Origin of the sequence: Actinophytocola sp., assembly GCF_036402745.1 — a bacterium.
Taxonomy (GTDB): Bacteria; Actinomycetota; Actinomycetes; order Mycobacteriales; family Pseudonocardiaceae; genus Actinophytocola.
Window position 1 is genome coordinate 31,251 of sequence record NZ_DASWSJ010000087.1, and the last position, 15,320, is coordinate 46,570.

The window sequence follows — 15,320 nt, forward strand, 5'->3', positions numbered from 1 at the left end:
TGGAGCTTTCTCATGGTGCATTTACGCTCGCTCGCCCGATTCAGATCCTTCGCCGCTGTCCTGCTCGTCGCGCCACTGGTCACGGTCTCGGGTTCCGTGGCCCTGGCCGACCCACCCGTCGACGACACCCCGGTGTTGCTCACGCCGAAGGGCGAGCACGAGACCGGCGGGGAGGGACAAAGCTTCGACAAGCTCCGCGACGCCTACTACTGGAGCCGGCTGCTGGCCGGGGACGACGCGCTGACCTTCGAGCAGGCCGCCACCTACCGCAGCAGGGCGGCGACCGCCGCCAACGGCATGAGCGTGGAGACCCGGCGCGGCGCGACCCGGGGCGGCACCTGGAACAGCGTCGGGCCCGACCCGATCGTGCAGGTCGCCCGCACCAGCAACACGTTCGAGGCGGTGTCCGGCCGGATCGGCGCGCTCGTCATCCGCAACGACGGCACCATCGTCCTCGGCGCGGCCCAGGGCGGCGTGTGGACCTACGACACCGAGGCCAAGACGTGGACCTCGCGCACCCCGGACGCCAACACCCAGTCGGTCGGCGCGCTCGCCCTCGCACCGAGCGACGACCGGATCATCTACCTCGGCTCCGGCGAGGGCGCGCTGTCCGGCGACAGCTACTACGGCGACGGCGTGTACCGCTCCAACGACGGCGGCGTCACCTGGGCGCGGGTGTCCGGTGACCAGTTCAACGGGCAGTCCACCTCCTCGATCGTGGTCGACCCCGCCAACCCCGACCACCTCTACCTGGCCACGCTGCGCGGCCGCGGCGGCGTGCGGCGGACCACCGCGCCGTCCACCACCCCGTTCGGCGTGTGGGAGTCCCGCGACGGCGGCCGGCACTGGTCGCTGAAGAAGGGCACCACCGACGAGTTGCACGGCGCGACCGACCTCGCGCTGGACCCGCAGGACCCGCGGGTGCTCTACGCGTCGTTCTGGGGTGACGGCCTCTACCGCTCCGCCGACGGCGGCGCCACGTGGGCGAGCGCGCTCGGCGACCTGCCCAAGGGCAACTACCTCGAGGGCGGCACCCGGTTCTCGCTCGGCCTGTCCCACCCGGCCGGCGACGCGCACCCCACCCTCTACACCGGGTTCGACTACTTCGACCTGTCCGACGAGTACCACCGGGCGCGGCTCTACAAGAGCACCGACGACGGCGCGCACTGGACCGCGACGCAGACCGGCACCGGCACCGACTCGATCCTCGACTACTGCGGCACGCAGTGCTTCTACGACAACGTGGTCAAGCCGGACCCGACCAACCCCGACGTGATCTACCTCGCCGGGTCCTACGGGTACAACAACTCGCCGCAGTCCGGCGGGGTCTACCGGTCCACCGACGGCGGGGCCACCTGGAAGAACCTCGGCTACGACCTGCACCCGGACTTCCACGCGATCGCCCTGCAGGCCAACGACACCAAGCACATCGCGATCGGCAACGACGGTGGCGTGTGGCAGTCGCCGGACGGCGGTGGGCGCACCGGCGCCGGCCAGCCGCTGTCGGCCGCGGACTGGGAGAACCTCAACGGCACCGTCAACCCGAGCACCGGCGCGCTGGTGCACTCCACCGGGCTGCGGATCACCCAGTTCGTCAGCATGGCCACCGTCCCGCAGGTGCCCGGCCAGTTCTGGGGCGGCACCCAGGACAACGGAACGCTGCGCCGGTCGCTGGCCAACAACCGGTGGTTCGACCAGGCCGGCGGTGACGGCGGCCAGGTGATCGTCGACCAGACCACCACCAACCCGACCAACCCGGCCCTGCCCGCTTACGTGTTCGGCACCTACTTCGGCATCTCGCCGTACCGGTACAACCCGAGCCAGGTCGGCACGTTCTTCGGCAACGAGGCGATCGACGGCGGCATCAACATGTCCGACCGGTCGGAGTTCTACGTGCCGTGGGTGCAGAACCGGGCGAACCCGAACCAGATGTTCCTCGGCACCTACCGGCTCTACCGCAGCGACAACGTCGAGGCGCCGTCCGCGGGAGACGTGCACTTCGACGTGATCAGCCCCGACCTGACCACCGGCTGCACCGGGCCGGCACCCAACGGTGCGCGTGGCTGCCTGATCACCGCGATCGGCGTGGCCGACGGCGGCGACGGCGCCTATGTCGGCACCGACGACGGCGTGGTCTCGGTCAGCCCGAACGCGGTCACCTCGGACAGCCCGTCCTGGACCCGGGTCGGCCGCGGGACGCTGCCCAACCGCCCGGTGGCGCAGTTCGCGGTGGACCGGTCGAACTGGCGCACCGCCTACGCGGTGTACGCCGGCTTCGGCTCGGCCACCCCGAACAACCGGGGCCACGTGTTCAAGACCACCGACGGTGGCCAGCACTGGAGAGACATCAGCGGCTCGCTGCCGGACATCCCGGTGAACTCGGTGATCCTGGACCCGTCCTCGGACGACACGCTCTACGTCGGCACCGACGTCGGCCCGTTCGTGTCCACCAACAGTGGCCACTCGTGGAAGCGGCTCGGCGCCGGCATCCCCAAGGTGTCGGTGTGGCAGCTGGACTACGACGCGAGCCACGCCACCCTGGCGGCCGGCACGCACGGCCGTGCGGCGTACACATTGGACACCGGGGTCAAGCTGCCGGCGCTGGTCGTGTCGAAGTCCGACGACGGCACGCCGGTCGGCCCGGGCCGGGACGTGCACTACAAGATCACCGTGCGGAACGTGGGCAACGCGCCCGCGACCGGGGTGCGGATCGACGAGCCCATCCCGGCCCGCACCAGCTTCGTCTCGGCGGGCAGCGGTGGCACGTTCAGCAACGGGAAGGTGCACTGGCGCAACCTGACCGTGCCGGCCGGCGAGAGCACGACCGTCGACCTGACCGTGCGGATCGCGTCGAGCCTGCCCGGCTCGGTCACCTCGATCGTCAACGACGGCATCGTGGTCGACTCCGCGGAAGGCGTGGACGCCACCGGCAGCCCGCACACGGTCAAGATCGCCCCGGCGCACGCGCTGGCCGTCTCCCCGGCCACGCAGAAGGGTGGCGCCCGGGTCGGCACGGACGCGAGCTACACCGTGCACCTGGCCAACAACGGCTACCAGCCGGACAGCTACGCCATGTCCACCGCGAGCCCGTGGCCGGCCACGGCCTACGACGCGACCTGCACGACGCCGCTGACGAGCACGCCGACCATCGCCCCCGGCGGCGGTACCGACGTGTGCGTCAAGGTGAGCGTGCCGGCCGCGGCGGCCAACGACGCGACCAACGACACCACGGTGACCGCCACCTCCGCGGCGGACAGCACGGTGAGCGGCTCCGCGACGCTGACCACCATCGCGGTGGCGGTGGACACGCTGGTGGTCGACGGCGACGGCGGCGCACCCAACGTGCAGTCGCACTACGCCGACGCGCTGACCGCGAACGGCACCGCGTTCAGCAGCTGGGACCTGGCCGCGGATCCGAAGCTGCCGCGGACCTACCTGACCGCGCACCGCACGGTGGTGTGGTTCTCCGGGAACACCTATCCGGCACCGATCACCCCGTACGAGGCCGACCTGAAGGCCTTCCTCGACGGTGGTGGCCGGCTGCTCATGTCCGGCCAGGACGTGCTGGACCAGGCGGCCGGAACCACGGCGTTCGTGCGGGACTACCTGCACATCGCCTGGGACGGCACGGAACGGCAGAACGACAAGGCCACCGCGGCCGTGCACGGCGTGGCCGCGAACCCGGTCTCCGACGGGATCGGCGCGGTGCCGCTGGACCACACGGTGCTCAACGCCGCGTTCGAGGACCAGGTGACCCCGATCGCCCCGGCGACCGGCGCGTTCACCGACGACTCGGCCGCGACCGACGCGCTGAGCGTGGCCGCCGGCCCGTACAAGGTGGTGTTCCTCGCCTTCCCGTTCGAGGCGTACGGAACCGCGGCCCAGAAGGCGGACCTGATGCACCGGGTCCAGACCTACTTCGCCGCCCCCTGATCGGACCGTCCGGGTGCCCCGTGATCTCTCGCGGGGCACCCGGGCTTCCGGTCACCGCGCCGTCATCGGAGCGGGTGTTCCTCGACCAGCGCGTCGGGGGCCGACAGGCGCCATGCCTCGTACAGCAGCTCGGTCAGCTCGTCCGCGTCGATCTTCGGCAGGTGGACCACCACCCAGCCGAAGCCGCCGGCGGTGAACTGCACCTCGAACACCTCCGGGCGCTCCGCGACCAGCGCGAGCTGCTCGGACAGCGTCTGCTTCAGGCCGACCGTCTTCGTCCGCGGCCAGTGGTAGCCGAACCGCTTGCCACACACGCTGAAGGACAGGTAGTCCCTCGCCTCCGCGCGCTCGACCTCGGCGAGCTCGTCCACCATCCGCAGGAACTGACCACTGGGCACACCCACGCGATCATTCTCGCGCACGCCGCCTCAGCCCAGCTGCTTGTCCACGTAGCACCAGCGCCACGTCTCGCCCGGCTCGTAGCTGCGCATCACCGGGTGGCGGGAGTCGTAGAAGTGCTGGGTCGCGTGCTTGCGCGGCGAGGAGTCGCAGCAGCCGACGGTGCCGCACTTGAGGCACAGGCGCAGGTGCACCCACGTCGTGCCCTCCTTGACGCAGGCGGGACAGCTGTCCCTGGCACTCGGCTCGACCTCCTTCCACTCGTGGGTCAGGTGCTTGCACGACCCCGCCGTGGTGGCGGGGGTGCGCAGCTCGCGGTCGGTCCCCGCCGGCTCCGCGTCGTCGCGGTCGAGCATCGACTCCTCGATGTCGAGGCGCAGCAGGACCCGGCGCAGGACGACGTCGTCGGCGGTGCCGTTGTCGCGGGCCTTCAGCGCCTGCTCGCGCTCGACCCGCAGCAGCTCCAGGCGCAGCCGCCGGTACGCGTCGCTCGGGGTCTCGGCCAGCGCGCTCTGCCGGCCCAGTTGCTCCCACGCCGAGTCGCTCCGGTCCCGCAGCCGGTCGCGCAGCCGCCCGATGACCTCCGGCGGGTCGTTGGGACCGCGGATCTCCTCGAGCCGCGCCAGTGCCACGTGCGTCATGTCGTTGAGCACGGCGGCTTCCTGCAGCGCGTCCTCCGCCGGGTCGGGAGGGGGCAGCCGCAGCCGCCGGATCAGGCCCGGCAGGGTCATGCCCTGGATGACGAGCGTCCCGGCCACGACGACGAACGCGGCGAGCACGAGCACCGCGCGCTGCGGGGTGTCGGCGGGCAGGATGAACGCGGCGGCGAGCGTGACCACGCCGCGCATGCCGGCCCACGCGATCACCGCGGAGTAGCGCCACGGCCAGACGTGGGTCCGGGTGACGGCCCAGCGCCTGGTGATCCGCTTGACCGTGCCGATGCCGATCAGCCACAGCACGCGCGTCAGGATCGTCGCGCCGAGCACGGCCGCGCAGATGCCGACGATCGTGCCGAGCGGCAGGTCGCTGTTCGCCACCTGCTCGATGATCTGCCGCACCTGCAGGCCGATCAGCAGGAAGACCATGTTCTCCAGCAGGAACTGGATGGTCTGCCAGTTGTGCCGGCTCGCCAGCCGCGCGGAGCCGGACAGGATGGCCGGCGACCTGTGCCCGATGATGATCCCGGCGATGACCACCGCGAACACACCCGAGCCGTGGATCGCCTCGGCGAGCAGGTAGGCGACGAACGGCACGGCGAACGACAGCGCGGTGTCGGTCACGAGGTCGTCCAGCCGGGCCCGCACCATCGTGGTGGCGAACCCGACCACGGCACCCACGAGCGCGCCGCCGACGGCCGCGAGCACGAAGTCGAGGCCGACCTGCCACAGCGTGATCGACCCGGAGATCGCGGCGATGGCGGTGCGCAGGGCCACCAGCGCGGCCGCGTCGTTGAACAGGCTCTCGCCCTCGAGCAGCCGGACCAGCTTGCGCGGCATGCCGACCCGGCGCGCGACGGCACTCGCCGCGACCGCGTCCGGCGGCGCCACCACCGCGCCCAGCGCGATGCCCGCGGCGAGCGGCAGGCCCGGCACGACGGCCCAGGCGACCAGCCCGACGCCGATCGTCGTGAACGCGACCAGGCCCACCGACAGCAGCGCGATCGGTCCGCGCAGCTTGCGGAAGTCGAGCAGCGACGTCTGGATCGCCGCCGAGTACAGCAGCGGCGGCAGCAGGCCGACCAGCACGACCTCGGGGGACAGGCGGTACTCCGGCACACCGGGCAGGTAGGACGCGGCGACCCCCACGGCGATCAGGCACAGCGGCGGCGGCCAGTCGAGGCGTCGCGCGACCGCCGTGACGACGAGGACCGTCACGACCAGCGCCACCAACTCCGCCGCGATGTGCACGACGCAATCATGGCCCCGGATCGCCCGGCCGCGCCCGCCGGCCGATCGGCGGACGGGGCCGGCAGGCTCAGCCGGGTTCGTTGGGGCGGGTCAGGCCCAGGTCGTAGGCGAGGATCACGGCCTGGATGCGGTCGCGGGCGCCGATCTTCGCCAGCACCCGGCCGACGTGGGTCTTGACGGTGGACTCCGACAGCACCAGGCGCTCGGCGATCTCGCCGTTGGTCCACCCGTGCCCGATGGCGACCAGGATCTCCCGCTCCCGGTCGGTCAGCGCCTGCCAGCGGGGGTCCAGCCGGCCCTCCTGGTCCGGCGGGGTCGCGGGCAGGTGGTGGACGTAGGCGTCGAGCAGGCGCCGGGTGAGCGCGGGGGCGATGACCGCGTCGCCCCCGGCGACCGCGCGGATCCCGGCCAGCAGCTCCTCCGGGCGGGCGTCCTTGAGGAGGAAGCCGCTGGCTCCCGCCCGCAGCGCGGCATGGGCGTACTCGTCGAGGTCGAACGTGGTGAGGACGAGGATGCGCGAGCGCCCGCCGGCGGCGACGATGCGCCGGGTGGCCTCGATGCCGTCCATGCCGGGCATCCGGACGTCCATGAGGACGACGTCGGGCCGCAGTTCGGCCGCCCTGCGCACGGCCTCGGCCCCGTGCGCGGCCTCGCCGACCACCTCGGTGTCGGGCGTGGCCTCCAGCAGCATGCGGAAGCCGAAGCGCTGCAGGGGCTGGTCGTCCACGATGAGGACGGTGGTCACGTGGGGCCGCCCGGGAGCGGGCTGAGGTCGAGGACGGCCTGCACGGTCCACCCGCCACCGGGGGCGGGACCCGCGGTGACCGTGCCGCCGTAGAGGGCCGCGCGTTCTCTCATGCCGGCCAGCCCGTGCCCTTCCTCGTGCGGCGGCTCGCTCGTGCCGCCGGGCCGCCCGCTGTCCTCGACGCGGACGCACAGCCGTGCGGCCTCGACCGTCACCCCGACGTGGACGAGGGTATCGGGGCCGGCGTGCTTGAGGGAGTTGGTGAGCGCCTCCTGGACGATCCGGTAGGCCATCACCTGCACCCCGCGGTCCAGGATGTCCAGCTCGCCGCGGGAGCTGTAGACGACCTCCGGTCCGGCCGCGCGGATGCGCGCGCACAACGCCTCGAGGTCGGCGATCCGGGGCTGGGGGTTGAGCTCGGGCTCGTCGGTCTGCTCGCGCAGGACGCCGAGCATCCGCCGCAGCTCGCCCAAAGCCTGGCGACCGGAGTCCCCGATGAGCCGCAGCGCCTCCGGGCCCCGCTGCGGCGTGACCTCCGCCGCGTACGCGCCGCCGTCGGCCAGGGTGATGATGACCGACAGGTTGTGGCCGATGATGTCGTGCATCTCCCGGGCCACCCGGGTGCGCTCGGTGGCGGCGGCCAGCTTGCTGCGCTGGTCGCGCTCGACCTCCAGGCGCGCCGCGCGCTCCCGCAGGCTGGCGAGCTGGGCCCGGCGCACCCGCACCGCGAAGCCCAGCGCGACGGCCGCGGTGGCGGCGCTGAGCAGGAAGAACAACGCCTCCCACACGGACACCGCGCTGGACACGCGCACGGCAACCGGGACCATGAGGCCGATCGTGGCCGCGCACGCCCACGGCAGTCGCCGCAGCCGTCCGTGCAACGCCAGGCTGTACAAGGCGATGAGCAGCGCGACGTCCGCCCGCAGGAACGCGCCCAGCGACCACTGCACCAGGAACACCACCGCGATCGCGCCGAACGCCAGCGACGGTGCCCTGCGCCGCCACAGCAGCGGCAGCAGCAGGCCGGCCTGCAACGCGAGCACGCCGGCCACGGGCAGGTGGGTGAACGCGATCGGCGGGTCCCGCGGGTCGCCGTGCTCGCCGCCGCGCGCGAGGTCCGGCAGGCAGAACAGGACGAAGACCCCGGCGATCAGGGCCGTGTCGAGGATCCACGGGTGGTCCCGGTCGGCCTTCCGCATCCGCTGGCCGACCTGGGTCAGCCGGTTGACCAGCGGATGCGGCGGCACACCGGTGATGCCATCGCCGCTCACGGGTGTCACCTGTCCATCGTGGACTGTCAGGCGTCCGTGCGCACCAGCCGGTAGGCGGCCCCGCCCAGCGCCAGCACCGTCCAGCCGAGGAAGACGAGCAACCCGGCGGTGGGGGACAGCGTGGTGGAGTCGTGCGTCAGCGCGAACATCGACTGGCCGGCGTTGCTGGGCAGGTACGGGCTGATGTTGTCCTGCCACGCGGTGGGCAGCAGCGAGATCAGGCCGGGGATCAGCATCAGCGCACCGACGAGCACCGAGATGCCCCCCGCGATCGAGCGCAGCAGGGCGCCGAGGGCGGCACCGATCACCGCGACCAGGCCGAGGTAGAGACCCGCGCCCAGCAGGCTGCGCAGCACGCCGGGATCCGACAGCGTGATCGCCGCGGGAGTGCCGGAGAGGATGGCGCTGTCGATCGGGAACGTGATGAACACCCCGACCGTGGCGACCACCAGCGCGACCACGCCGTACACCGCCGCCTTGGACCACAGCACGGGCAGCCGCCGCGGGACCGCGGCCAGCGTGGAGCGGATCATGCCGGTGGAGTATTCGCCCGCGGTGACCAGAACGCCGAGCACGCCCAGCGCCAGCTGCGCGAAGTTCGTGCCGAACAAGGCCAGGGTGACGGCGCTCGCGTTGGCGAAGTCCGGGTCCATCTGCTGGCCGGAGCTGATCCTGGACTTGTACTGCGCCGCGGCGATCAGGCCGAAGGCCACCAGGAAGACGAGGGCGAGGGCGAGGGTGATCCAGGTGGAGCGCAGCGACCACAGCTTCGCCCACTCCGAGCGCAGCACCCGCAGCGCGGTGACCTTGTAGACCGGGCGGGTCGGCGGCGCGGGGGTGGCCGCGGAGGGCAGGGGAGAGGTGACGGTGCTCATGCCGCGCTCCCCAGGGTCTCGGTGGCGCCGGTGCTGCCGTGGTACTCGACGGCGTCGCGGGTCAGCTCCATGAAGGCCTCCTCCAGCGAGGACGTCCTCGCGCTGAGCTCGAACAACGCGATGCCGTGCTCGGCGGCCCTGAGGCCGATGTCGCGTGCGGACAAGCCGGTCACCTGCAGCTCCTCGGAACCGGCGTGGCCGGTGATCTCGACGCCCTGGCCGGCCAGGACCTCGCGCAGGCGGGCCGGGTCGGCGGTGGCGACCTTCACCGTGTCGCCGCCGGCCTGGCGGACCAGCTCCTGCACGGTCGTGTCGGCGAGCAGCCGGCCGCGGCCGACGATGATGAGGTGCTCGGCGACCAGTGCCATCTCGGTCATCAGGTGCGAGGACACGAAGACGGTGCGCCCGTCGGCGGCGAGCCGGGTGAGCAGGTTGCGGATCCACAGGACACCCTCGGGGTCCAGCCCGTTGACCGGCTCGTCGAGCATCACCGTGGCCGGGTCGCCCAGCAGCGCCGCGGCGATGCCGAGGCGCTGGCCCATGCCGAGGGAGAACCCGCCGGCCCGCTTCTTCGCGACGGACTGCAGCCCGGTCAGCTCGATCACCTCGTGCACCCGCCGGAGCGGGATCCCGTGGGTGTAGGCCTGCGCCGCCAGGTGGTCGAAGGCGGTGCGGCCCGGGTGGATCGACTTGGCCTCCAAGAGGGCCCCGACCTCCTGCAGTGGTGCGCTGTGCTCGGCGTAGCGGCGGCCGTTGACGATGACGGAGCCGCTGGTCGGGGCGTCGAGCCCGATGACCATCCGCATCGTGGTGGACTTGCCCGCGCCGTTCGGTCCCAGGAAGCCCGTCACGGTTCCCGGCTTGACGGTGAAGTCCAGCCGGTCCACCGCCGTCTTCTCCCCGTACCGCTTCGTCAGCTGGTGTGCCTCGATCATCGCTTCGTCCCCTGCGTCCACACGGGCCGGACGTCCCGGCCCGTCACACCCGCAACGCTATGGCCGGGACCCGCGCGATCCGTGGTACCGCGGAGGGAACTCCCCGCGGCGCGTGGTACCGCGGTACCACCCGGCGGTCAGCGGCCGTCACCCTCGCCGCGGCCGTCCTCCTGCTGGCGGCTGTGGCCACCCCGGTCGTCGCCACCGTCGCCCTCCTCGTCGCCGCCGACCAGCGCGGTGACGCCCGCGCCGATCGCGCCGCCCAGCACCAGGACGGCGACGAGCTGCGCGACGCGGTTGCGGACGAGCGCGCCCGCGTCCTGCGCCAGCCGGCCGCGCTTGCGCTCGGCCGGCGGCGTGCTCACGGTCGGCTGGTCAGCCGGCGGCGGCGGTGTGCTCGCGCTCGGCTCGTCGGGCGTCGGCTGCGTCGGCTGGTCCGGCGTGGTCATGTGCGCTCTCTTCTTCTCGATGCAGGGTCAGGTAAAGATCTTCGAAACTGTCCAGCGTCGTGGCGAGGTCGTGGTGGACGGCGATCTGCCGGCTGGCCGTTCCCATGGCGAGCCGGGCGGTCGGGTCGGCGGCGAGCGTGTCCAGCGCGGCCGCGAGGGCCGCGACGTCGCCGGGCGGGTACAGGTAGCCGTTGACGCCATGATGCACCAGGTGCGGCAACGCCATCGCGTCGGCCGCGACCACCGGCAGCCCGGTGGCCATCGCCTCCATCGTGGCGATGCTCTGCAGCTCCGCGGTGCCCGGCATGCAGAACAGGTCGCCCCGGCGCAGCACGGCCACGAGCTCGTCGTCGGGCACGAAACCGTGGAACCGCACCAGGTCCGCGATGCCGAGGTGGCCGGCGAGCTCGGTGAGCTCGGCCCGGCACACCCCGTCGCCGACGATCTCGGCGCGGACGCCGGTGGTGCGGGCCAGCGCGCGCAGCAGCTCGTCGACGTTCTTCTCGCGGTCCAGCCGGCCCACGAAGACGACGGTGGCGGTGGTCGACGCCTGCCGGGGCCCGGCGGCCGCGCCGTACCGGACGAGGTCGATGCCGCAGGAGATGGCCCGGGTCGGCAGTCCCTTGTCCCGCAGGATGTTCGCCGCCCGCGGGGTCGGCGCGGTGACCACCTGAGCCCGCCGGTACACGCGCACCAGGTCGCGCCACGCGATGCGGGCGATCAGGCCGTGCAGGAAGTGCGGGACCGGGCCGTAGCCGAGCAGGTTCTCCGGCATGAAGTGGTTGGTGGCGACGACCGGCAGGTCGTGCGCGCGCGCCGCGCGCAGCACCGTGCGGCCCACCGCGAAGTGCGCCTGCACGTGCACGACGTCCGGCCGCACCCGGGCGAGCAGCTGCGGCAGCGCGCGGCTCACCTGCCACGGGGTGCACATCCGGAACGTCGGGTGGAACGGCGTGCGGGTGGACGCGATGCGGTGCACGGTGACCCGGCCGACCAGCGACGAGCCGCCCTGCGCGGTGGGGGACGGGCACACCACGTGCACGTCGTTGCCCCGCCCGGCGAGCCCCTCGGCCAGCCTGCTCGCGAAGTTCGCCGCGCCGTTGATGTCGGGCGGGTAGGTGTCCGCGGCCAGCAGGATCCGTTGTCCCGTCGGGTGTTGCGGGCCGGCGCCGATCCGGGTCGGCCGCCGGTCCGGGGCGGAGCGGGTCAACGCGATCACCCCGGCGACGGCCAGCGCCGCGCACGCGAGCTGCATGCTCACGACGAGCGGGCTGCCGACCGCCTCGCCGTAGACGCCGATCCCGACGGCGACCGCGGTGAGCGGGTCGATCACGGTGACCGCGCCGATGACCACGGCGGGCGGGCCGCTCGCGTAGGCCTGGTGCACGAGCCAGCCACCGGCGAGCATCAGCGCGGCCGACTCGGCGGCGAGGCCGAGCGAGCCGTTCAGGACGGCGGCCCTGATGAGCGCCGAGCCCAGCCCGAACAGGACCGCGGCCGACGACGCGAGCACGAGGCACCGGGTACGCCCGGCGGACAGCAGGCCCGCGATGGCGACCAGCGCGGCCACGGCGAGCACGATCTGCACCCGCGAGGTGTCCACTGTGGAGGGTGTGGCGCTGTGCGTGGTGGCGGCGAGCAGCACGAAGCCCGCCGTGCCGGCGCACACCGCGAGCGCCGCCCGCAGGGAGTGCCTGCCGAACAGCGTCGTGAGCACCAGGCTCAGCACGCCGACCGGCTGGACGACCGCGAGCGGTGCCATGGACAGGGCGAGCACGTGCATGCCGGTGCCGACCACGGCGAGCGAGGTGCCCGCCAGCCAGGCCGGGGTGCGCACCGCGCGCCACAGGCCGCGCGGGGTGGTCGAGCCGCTCTCGCGCACCGAGCGGTGCTGGAGGTGGATCGCGGTGGCGAAACAGCACGCGGCCAGGGCAGCCAGTGCCACCGCGAGAAGGACGACGTTCATCCGGTCACCCGCTTTATCGTCGTGGCGGTGGTCAGCAGCAGCGCCACCTCGGCGCCGAGCGCGAGACGTTCGAGCAGCCCCTGCACGCCGGGCAGCGGGGGCGGGGCGAGCTGGCAGAGCCCGAACACCGCCGCGAGCACGAGACAGCCCACGGCGAGCCGGCGGATGCTCAGCGCCATGGACCGCAGGCGTGGGTCGGCGCGCAGCGCCCGGGAGAGGTGCCAGGCCGCGATCGGCAGGCTGGTGAGGAACGTGCCGCCCGCGATCCGGTGGATGTCACCGGAGAACGACGAGTCGCCGCTCGTGCGGTTGGTGGGGAACACCGCGCACAGCAGCAGCCCCCACCCCCACAGGCTGAACAGCACGGTCCGCAGCCGCGAGCCCGGCACCCCGAGCGCCGGCAGGCACGCCAGCACCGCGACCCCGCCCGCGAGGAGCAGCAGGACCGCGAGCACGTAGAGCACGTCGCCCGGGCCGTAGAACACGTAGTCGCTGACCACGTTCGCGATCGGGCTCACCTGCGCGCGCAACGCGACCGTGAGGTAGAAGCCGACCAGCAGCGACCCGGCCAGCAACGCGATCGACACCCGGGCGAGCGGGACGGCCGCGGTGCGGCGGACGAGGGACACACCTTTGACAGTGCCGCCGGATGGTTAAAGGACCATGAAGATCCTCAAAGGGTTGGGTGAGAAACGACTGGCAGGAGCAGCTCCAGCAGCGCGCCGCCGGCCTCCGCCCGGCCGGCTCGCACCGTGCCGCCGTGGCCGGCGGCGACCTGCTCGACGATCGCCAGCCCCAGTCCGGAGCCGGGCAGCGCGCGGGCGGCCTCGGCCCGGTAGAACCGCTCGAACACGTGGGGGAGGTCGACCTGGTCGATGCCCGGGCCCTCGTCCTCGACGCGCACGACCGCGTGGTCGCTGCTGTTCCGCACGCTGACCCGAACCGCGCCCTCGGGCGGGCTCCACTTCGCGGCGTTGTCGAGCATGTTGAGTACCGCGCGCTCCAGCGACGCCGGGTGGCCGACCACCTGGACCCGGGTCAGGTCGGTGTCGAACCGGACCCGCGGTGCCCGTGCCCGCGCGCGCTCCACCGCCGCGCCGACGATGTCGGACAGGTCGGCGGGCACGGGCGGCTCCGGGCTCGAGTCGTCCTTGGCCAGCTCGACGAGCTCGCCGACCAGCGTGCTCAGCTCGACCGCCTGGGTGCCGAGGTCGCCGAGCAACCGGGTCCGGTCGGCGGCGGCGAGGACCTTCGCCGACCCTTCCGCGTGGATCAGCAGCTCGACGTTGTTGCGCAGGCTGGTCAGCGGGGTGCGCAGCTCGTGCCCGGCGTCCTCCACCAGCCGCCGCTGCGCCGCGCGGGAGCTGCCGAGCGCGGACAGCATCGCGTTGAACGCCTCCGCCAGCCGGGCGATCTCGCCGCGGCCCGCCACCGGGATCTTCGCCTTCAGGTCCTGGGTGTGCGCGACCCGTTCGGCGCCCGCGGTGAGCGCGTCGACCGGCCGCAGCGCGGCGCGCGCGACCGAGCGGCCGAGCACGGCCGCCCCGAGCACGCCGATGACCGACAGCAGCACGTGCAGGAGGCCCAGCTCGGTGAGCGTCTGCTCGATGCCCTCGGCGTCCCGGGCGACCTGCACCAGCCCCCCGTCCCGGGCGGCCACCGTCCACACCCGGTACTGGTCGTAGCCGATCCGCAGCCGCTCCACCTGCGCGGGCTGCCCGTCGGCCACCGCACGCGCCTTGGCGGTCACCGGTACCCGGTCGGCTCCCTGGGCACCCGCGGTGGTGACCGCGCCGCCCGGGGCGACGAACTGCACGATGAGCTCGGCCGGCCGGTCGGGACCGTCGTCGCCGGGTGAGGCCCGGTCAGCGGGCCGCAGTGTGGCGAGCGCGTCGCTCGCCGACGTGGACTTGACCGCCAGCTGCCCGTAGGAGCGGAGCTGGTCGTCGAACTGCTGGTAGAGCTTGGCCTGCACGATCAGCCACGACGCGGTGGCCACGACCACCACGGCTACCGCCGCCGCGCCCGCGGCGAGCAGGGTGAACCGCGACCGGAGCGAGAGCCGCCGCCAGCGGTGGTCCGCCAGCCACGCACGGGGCTTCCTCACAGGGGTTCCTCGCGGAGCACGTAGCCGACCCCGCGCACGGTGTGCAGCAGCCGGGCCTCGCCGTCGGCCTCGAGCTTGCGGCGCAGGTAGCTGACGTAGACGTCGAGCCCGTTGGAGGCGGCGCCGAAGTCGTAGCCCCAGACGTGCCGGAACATCGTGGTGCGGGAGAGCACCAGCCGCGGGTGCCGCAGGAACGTCTCGAGGATCGAGAACTCGGTCCGGGTGAGCGCCAGCGGCCGGTCGCCGCGGCGCACCTCGCGGGTGCCGATGTGCAGCACGAGGTCCGCGAAGTGCAGCTCCCCGGCCGGCACGTCGCCGCCCGTGGCCGCGTCCAGGTAGCCGCCGCGCCGCACCAGCGCGCGGACGCGGGCCAGCAGCTCCTGCAACGCGAAGGGCTTGGCCAGGTAGTCGTCCGCGCCCGCGTCCAGCCCCGCGACCCGGTCGGTGACGTCGTCGCGCGCGGTGAGCATGAGCACCGGGGTGAGGTCGCCGTCGGCACGCAGCACCCGGCAGGTGTCCAGGCCGCCCAGCACCGGCATGGTGACGTCGAGGATGACCCCGTCCGGCCGCTGCGCGCGGATCATCGCCAGCGCCGCCGCCCCGTCGTGGGCGACGGACACCTCGTAGCCCTCGAACCGCAGCGTCCGCGACAAGGACTCGCACACCGCGGGCTCGTCGTCGACGATCAGGATGTGCACGGCCGTCCCTTCCGGCTCCCCGGTCCACGCCACCC

12 protein-coding genes are annotated in these 15,320 nt (G+C 73.2%); 1 reads left to right on the forward strand and 11 read right to left on the reverse strand.

Features of this window, described 5'->3' with window-relative positions; genetic code table 11:
• Positions 1-12: 12 nt before the first annotated feature.
• Positions 13-3,933: a hypothetical protein gene (locus tag VGD70_RS08540; RefSeq protein ID WP_331079859.1), complete on the forward strand. Its 3,921-nt coding sequence runs from the start codon at positions 13-15 to the stop codon at positions 3,931-3,933.
• Positions 3,934-3,995: 62 nt separating this feature from the next.
• Here VGD70_RS08540 and VGD70_RS08545 read toward each other — a convergent pair whose 3' ends face one another.
• The 11 genes from VGD70_RS08545 to VGD70_RS08595 all read right to left on the reverse strand — a co-directional run bounded on the left by VGD70_RS08545 (position 3,996) and on the right by VGD70_RS08595 (position 15,285).
• Positions 3,996-4,337 carry an MmcQ/YjbR family DNA-binding protein gene (locus VGD70_RS08545; RefSeq protein WP_331079861.1) on the reverse strand — a complete coding sequence of 114 codons (342 nt, stop codon included), beginning with the start codon at positions 4,335-4,337 and terminating at the stop codon, positions 3,996-3,998.
• A 24-nt stretch (positions 4,338-4,361) separates the two neighbouring features.
• Entirely contained in the window at positions 4,362-6,239 is a 1,878-nt protein-coding gene (locus tag VGD70_RS08550) for a Na+/H+ antiporter (RefSeq protein ID WP_331079862.1), read from the reverse strand.
• Positions 6,240-6,306: 67 nt separating this feature from the next.
• Positions 6,307-6,984 carry a response regulator transcription factor gene (locus VGD70_RS08555; protein ID WP_331079864.1) on the reverse strand — a complete coding sequence of 226 codons (678 nt, stop codon included), beginning with the start codon at positions 6,982-6,984 and terminating at the stop codon, positions 6,307-6,309.
• Complete coding sequence (locus tag VGD70_RS08560) at positions 6,981-8,255, reverse strand: sensor histidine kinase (protein WP_331079866.1); 1,275 nt, start codon at positions 8,253-8,255, stop codon at positions 6,981-6,983. The genes VGD70_RS08555 and VGD70_RS08560 overlap by 4 nt, the downstream gene beginning before the upstream one ends.
• A 26-nt stretch (positions 8,256-8,281) precedes the next feature.
• Positions 8,282-9,130, reverse strand: a complete 849-nt coding sequence (locus tag VGD70_RS08565) for an ABC transporter permease (protein WP_331079868.1) — start codon at positions 9,128-9,130, stop codon at positions 8,282-8,284.
• Complete coding sequence (locus VGD70_RS08570; protein WP_331079870.1) at positions 9,127-10,065, reverse strand: ABC transporter ATP-binding protein; 939 nt, start codon at positions 10,063-10,065, stop codon at positions 9,127-9,129. The genes VGD70_RS08565 and VGD70_RS08570 overlap by 4 nt, the downstream gene beginning before the upstream one ends.
• A gap of 137 nt (positions 10,066-10,202) precedes the next feature.
• Positions 10,203-10,514: a hypothetical protein gene (locus VGD70_RS08575; RefSeq protein ID WP_331079941.1), complete on the reverse strand. Its 312-nt coding sequence runs from the start codon at positions 10,512-10,514 to the stop codon at positions 10,203-10,205.
• On the reverse strand, positions 10,441-12,480 hold the full coding sequence (locus VGD70_RS08580) for a glycosyltransferase (RefSeq protein ID WP_331079872.1): 2,040 nt from the start codon (positions 12,478-12,480) through the stop codon (positions 10,441-10,443). The genes VGD70_RS08575 and VGD70_RS08580 overlap by 74 nt, the downstream gene beginning before the upstream one ends.
• Positions 12,477-13,109: a DUF998 domain-containing protein gene (locus VGD70_RS08585; RefSeq protein WP_331079874.1), complete on the reverse strand. Its 633-nt coding sequence runs from the start codon at positions 13,107-13,109 to the stop codon at positions 12,477-12,479. Before VGD70_RS08585 ends, VGD70_RS08580 begins: the two co-directional genes overlap by 4 nt.
• Before the next feature lie 44 nt (positions 13,110-13,153).
• Positions 13,154-14,587, reverse strand: a complete 1,434-nt coding sequence (locus tag VGD70_RS08590) for a HAMP domain-containing sensor histidine kinase (protein WP_331079875.1) — start codon at positions 14,585-14,587, stop codon at positions 13,154-13,156.
• Positions 14,584-15,285 carry a response regulator transcription factor gene (locus tag VGD70_RS08595; RefSeq protein WP_331079877.1) on the reverse strand — a complete coding sequence of 234 codons (702 nt, stop codon included), beginning with the start codon at positions 15,283-15,285 and terminating at the stop codon, positions 14,584-14,586. The genes VGD70_RS08590 and VGD70_RS08595 overlap by 4 nt, the downstream gene beginning before the upstream one ends.
• Between the last annotated feature and the right edge of the window lie 35 nt (positions 15,286-15,320).